General features: G+C 74.6%; 2 protein-coding genes. One reads left to right on the forward strand and one right to left on the reverse strand.

Features of this window, described 5'->3' with window-relative positions:
• The first annotated feature begins 482 nt into the window (after positions 1-482).
• Positions 483-1919: an FtsW/RodA/SpoVE family cell cycle protein gene (locus D450_RS30850; protein ID WP_169541699.1), complete on the forward strand. Its 1437-nt coding sequence runs from the start codon at positions 483-485 to the stop codon at positions 1917-1919.
• On the opposite strand, the gene mazG is transcribed toward D450_RS30850, so the two are convergent.
• Entirely contained in the window at positions 1885-2667 is a 783-nt protein-coding gene (gene mazG / locus D450_RS0121345) for a nucleoside triphosphate pyrophosphohydrolase (RefSeq protein WP_017540684.1), read from the reverse strand. The genes D450_RS30850 and mazG overlap by 35 nt on opposite strands.
• Positions 2668-2869 lie beyond the last annotated feature (202 nt).

Consider the following 2869-nt stretch of genomic DNA (forward strand, 5'->3'; position numbering starts at 1 on the left):
GGGAACCGCCCCTCCTGCTCGTCGCCGCCCTCCTCCTGGCGCCCCGACGGCCCGGCGGCCGACAGTGCTCTCGGACACGCCGCGTATCGGTCCGTCTTCCTCCCCGATCGCACGGGACCGGCGGGACACTGCCATCCGGGTCGGGCCCTACGTCCCGGCCGTGAACCGGCTCACCGGGGGGATCCGCCGGGCGGCGCACGCGATCGAGCTGAAGGACTACCCGATGCTCGCGACCACCGACCGGCCGGTCTCCTAAGGCGCCGACCGTCCCGTTTTCGGCCGCGCCTGCGGGGAACACCGGGACCGCCTGTCTATAGTTTCGAACAGTTGGATACGCCCCCCGAGTCCGGCTCCCCTCGCCGGAAGCAAGCGAGACCGGACCCCAGCGAGGCGGAATGGCCAGACGCGGAGCAGTTGCACACAGACCGCGCCGCACGGAGGCATGGCTGCTCGCCGCCGCCCTGGGGCTGTTCGTTCTGGGGATGTACACGGCCGGAGTGCAGACCTCCGGCGCACCGCCCGAGCGGCTCGCCCTCTACTCGGCCCTGTTCGGCGGCGCGGTCGCCGCCGTCCACATGGGGGTGCGCTTCCTCGCCCCCTACGCCGACCCGCTCATGCTGCCCCTGGCCACCGCCCTCACGGGGGTCGGGCTGACCACGATCTGGGGCCTGGGCGGCCCGGACGGGGCCGCGCACGCCGAGGCCTGGCGCCAGCTCATGTGGGCGGTCATCGGGGCGGGCACGTGCCTGGGGACGGTGCTGCTGCTGGCCCGCCCGCGCCGGCTCCAGCGCTACCCCTACCTGCTGGCCGCCGCCGGGCTGTTCCTGCTCCTGCTGCCGATGGTGCCCGGGCTGGGCATCGAGCTGTACGGTGCGCGGCGCTGGGTGGCGGTCTCGGGGTACACCGTCCAGCCCTCCGAGTTCGCCAAGCTGCCGCTCATCGTGTTCCTGGCGGCCTACCTGGGGCAGAAGCGGGAGGTGCTCGCGGCGGCCGAGCGGCAGATCCGGGTACGCGGCGTGAAGGTGTTCAGCGTGCCGCGCATGCGCCACCTGGGGCCGATGACCGTGGCGTGGGGGCTGGCGATCCTGGTGCTGGTGGGCACCAAGGACCTGGGCACCTCGCTGTTGATGTACCTGGTCTTCCTGGCCATGCTCTACGCCGCCACCGGGCGCAAGTCCTGGGTGGGCATCGGGCTGGTGATGTTCGGCGCGGGGGCGAGCGCCGCCTGGTGGCTCTTCCCGCACGTGCGCCAGCGGGTCGACATCTGGCTCAACGCCTTCGACCCGCAGGTCTACGGTGCGGCGGTGGGCGGCAGCTACCAGCTGGTGGAGGGGCTGTTCTCGCTGGCCGACGGCGGCCTGTGGGGCACCGGGTTCGGCTCCGGCCGGGCCGGGGAGATCTTCGCCGCCGACAGCGACCTGATCCTGGTCAGCATCGGCGAGAAGCTCGGCCTGACCGGGCTGATGGCGGTCCTGCTGCTGCTGTACCTGCTGGTCGAGCGGGCGGCGCGGACCGCGCTGGCGGCCCGCGAGGTGTTCACCAAGCTGCTGGTGACCGGGTTCGCGATGCTCTTCGCCTTCCAGGTGCTCGTGGTGGCCGGCGGCGTCACCCGGCTCATCCCGCTCACCGGGATGACCACGCCGTTCCTGGCCGCGGGCGGGTCGTCGCTGGTGTCCAGCTGGCTGGTGATCGGCCTCTGGCTGCGGGTGAGCGACGCCTGCCGACGGCCCCCGCCCGACCCGGAGCCCGGGTCGGGCCATGAGGCCACCGACCTGATCGCGCTGCCTGGCGGCGCCCGGGGTGCCCGCCGCGGCGCCGACGCCGAGGGCGGCTCCGGGGACGGTTCCGGGGGTGCCGACCCCCACGGCGGCGCCGACGACGGCGTCAGTCCCAGTAGCCGCGCCACTCCTCGGCGGTGAGGCCGCGCGGGTCGCGGCCGTCGGCGCGGGCCTTTGCCTCGGCGGCCCGAACCCGGGCGTCGAAACGGCGGGCGGCCGAGCGCAGGTCCATCTCGGGGTCGGCCCCCTCCCGCCGGGCGGCGTCCACGGCGGCGAACAGCGCCCCGCCGCTCCCGCCGTCGTCGCCCACCAGGTCCTCGGGCACCCCGTTGCGCACGGCGCGCTTCTGCAGCTCGTAGGCGAGCAGCGCGGCGGGCTGGGCGAAGGGCACGCCCTCCAGCACCGAGGCGTCGTGCTCCCCCTTGCCCGCGCGCTCGGCCGCCTTGATCCGCTCCCAGTTCCCGCGGACCTCCTCGGCGCCCTCGACCGCCGTCCCGGAGAACACGTGCGGGTGGCGGCGGGTCAGCTTGTCGATGATGCCCTCGGCCACGTCGTCGACGGTGAAGCCGTCCGCGCCGCGCTCCTCGGCGACCCGGGCGTGGAAGACGACCTGGAGCAGGACGTCGCCCAGCTCCTCGCGCAGGGTGGCGTAGTCGCCCCGCTCGATGGTCTCCAGCGCCTCGTAGGCCTCCTCGATGAGGTACTTCGCCAGCGATTCGTGGGTCTGCTCGGCGTCCCAGGGACAGCGCCGCCGCAGCTCGTCCATGACCGCGACCAGCTCCTGCACCCGGTGGCCCGGGGCCGCAGGGGGCTCCGGGGCGTCGGGACCGCTCGGGCCGTCCGGGGCCTGCGGGGCCGCTGACCCGGTTCGAGGGGACTCGGTGCTCATGGGCTCCTCACTTCTCCGAGGTGTTCATTCCCGGCCATCTGCCGGGGCGGGGTACTCCGGGGGCGCCGCCGTCCGGCCCTCCACAACACGCCCGGTTCCGAAAGGGCCGCTCCCAGATCACCGCTGGGAGGCCTCCGCGTCGGCCGCAGGCACGAAGGGCCCCTGGCCGGACGGCCGCGGGTCACCGGCGGGCGCCGGGCCC

This window comes from Nocardiopsis halophila DSM 44494 (assembly GCF_000341245.1).
In the GTDB taxonomy this organism is placed as follows: Bacteria; Actinomycetota; Actinomycetes; order Streptosporangiales; family Streptosporangiaceae; genus Nocardiopsis_A; species Nocardiopsis_A halophila.

Excerpts from the sequence above, each read along its gene's own strand:
- mazG (WP_017540684.1), bottom strand. The coding sequence starts at position 2,667 with ATGAGCACCGAGTCCCCTCGAACCGGGTCAGCGGCCCCGCAGGCCCCG.
- D450_RS30850 (WP_169541699.1), top strand. The coding sequence starts at position 483 with ATGTACACGGCCGGAGTGCAGACCTCCGGCGCACCGCCCGAGCGGCTC.